Origin of the sequence: Bartonella sp. CR84HXZ, from assembly GCF_042194535.1 — a bacterium.
GTDB classification, from domain to species: domain Bacteria; phylum Pseudomonadota; class Alphaproteobacteria; order Rhizobiales; family Rhizobiaceae; genus Bartonella; species Bartonella grahamii.
On sequence record NZ_JBHIMY010000071.1, the window covers coordinates 1 to 1579 of the forward strand.

Here is a 1579-nt window from a genome sequence, read left to right on the forward strand (position 1 = left end):
TGACCTGCTGTCTGCTTTATTTCTGATAGCCATTGTTTAAAACGCAAGTAACGCATTCCACCGCCTTCAAAACGGCGCGATTGAAAATTCACGGTACCACTGAACATGTCACCACTTGCACCACGTATCGCCCACCCCGTTTTGGTACCTAGATCAAAACAAAGAATCGTGTTAATCACTGCGCCTCTCCATACACAATGTGTTTTATTAGGTTGTTTTTTTCCGAAAATGAAAGAAAGAACGGTGTGTAAAATATGCAAGCAGTTTTAAATTGGATAGAACAGCATCCTGTATTATTTTCAGCGTTTTCTGTATTATTTTCAGCACTTTCTTCGGTTGGTGCTTTATTATCAGCAATTTTTGCTTTTCGTTCTATTAAACAGACATTGAAATTAAGAAAGGAAGACAAAATAGAAGCTGAAAAATTAAGAAAAGAAGATCTAGAAAAGTTTAAAGCTGAATTAGCTAATGCCATGAACATAGCTAAATCAACTAAACAACAAGCACAAGCGCTAGAAAAGCTTACCAACGTTCTAGAAAAACAGACAGAAATTTTAGAGCAAAGAAAACTTAATGTTTTGTCACAATATATGCGAACATATAAAGATCCCGATAGTGACGTATTTTTATTCATCGATATAGCTTTATTCATTGCAAATCCTACAAAACAACCAATTACAATCAATTCGATTAGTATAAATAAAGACAGCCTTTTTAGATTTATTCATGCAACATATAGTATATCCTATCCTTTTCCTCCTTATAAAAAGGTACACACCATCTCCCCCAAAAATTTCAAACTTCTCTGTTTTAAAAAACCTAAAGTAGAACCTAAAATATATGATACTCTTAATGTATTTAGCCTTGATGTTTCCGGCTCGCTATACTTGGTTCTTACTATCGCACCTATAAATAATAATACACCATCTAGACTAACATTCACTTTAGAACACACTGCCGTAGATCCTCAAAATCCACCAGAAAAAGTGAATTTTCCCGTCCGCGATATTCAATACTTTGAACCAGAACCAGAGCTCTTACAGCTGTTACGTTCAAAGAATAATGGTTTTCCAATTTGAACAATAACGCTGTTGTTCCTCAATACTTTTTTCAGCCAACTCGGCCCATGTCAGTGGCTTTGGCCTCACAAGATGAAATAATAAATATTGCGATCTATCCCATTTATTAACTTCTTCAATTGTAACGGTTTTTTTTGCCATAAACCATGTATGGACATCGTTAATAATTTGAATTGCTTCATTCTTTCTCTGTTCATCCATCATTAATTGTTGCAATATCTTTCGTGCTCTATCATAATCTTTTTCATCACTATATTCATTTATAATTGGAGCTTTGTTTACAAACTCTCTTACAAGCGCACGAACATCTTCAGGCTCTTGAAGATTGTCATTAATATTTTCATATTCAGTCAAATATTCTTGCTCTTTAGACTTCTTCTGTTCAGATTCCAACAAACGTTCTTGCACTTCTTTTTGTAATTTTTGTAAATGTTGTATTTTCTCTTCATTTTCTGCTAGCTGTCCTTCCATCAACGCTTTTTGTGACGCTATTAACTCAT

General features: G+C 34.3%; 2 protein-coding genes. One reads left to right on the forward strand and one right to left on the reverse strand.

The genetic code is table 11. The annotated features are described in order from the left end of the window. Positions 1 to 254: 254 nt before the first annotated feature. The gene (locus ACFIKD_RS09335) at positions 255 to 1079 is read left to right on the forward strand and encodes a hypothetical protein (RefSeq protein ID WP_375647887.1); all 825 of its coding nucleotides are present in this window, start codon (positions 255 to 257) and stop codon (positions 1077 to 1079) included. On the opposite strand, the gene ACFIKD_RS09340 is transcribed toward ACFIKD_RS09335, so the two are convergent. Continuing rightward, on the reverse strand, positions 1053 to 1579 hold a 527-nt coding region (locus ACFIKD_RS09340; RefSeq protein ID WP_375647889.1), incomplete at its 5' end, for a hypothetical protein. The two genes, ACFIKD_RS09335 and ACFIKD_RS09340, sit on opposite strands and share 27 nt — an antisense overlap.

What these genes read in the sequence shown, in the direction of transcription:
- ACFIKD_RS09335 (WP_375647887.1), top strand. Translation starts at nt 255, where the DNA reads ATGCAAGCAGTTTTAAATTGGATAGAACAGCATCCTGTATTATTTTCA.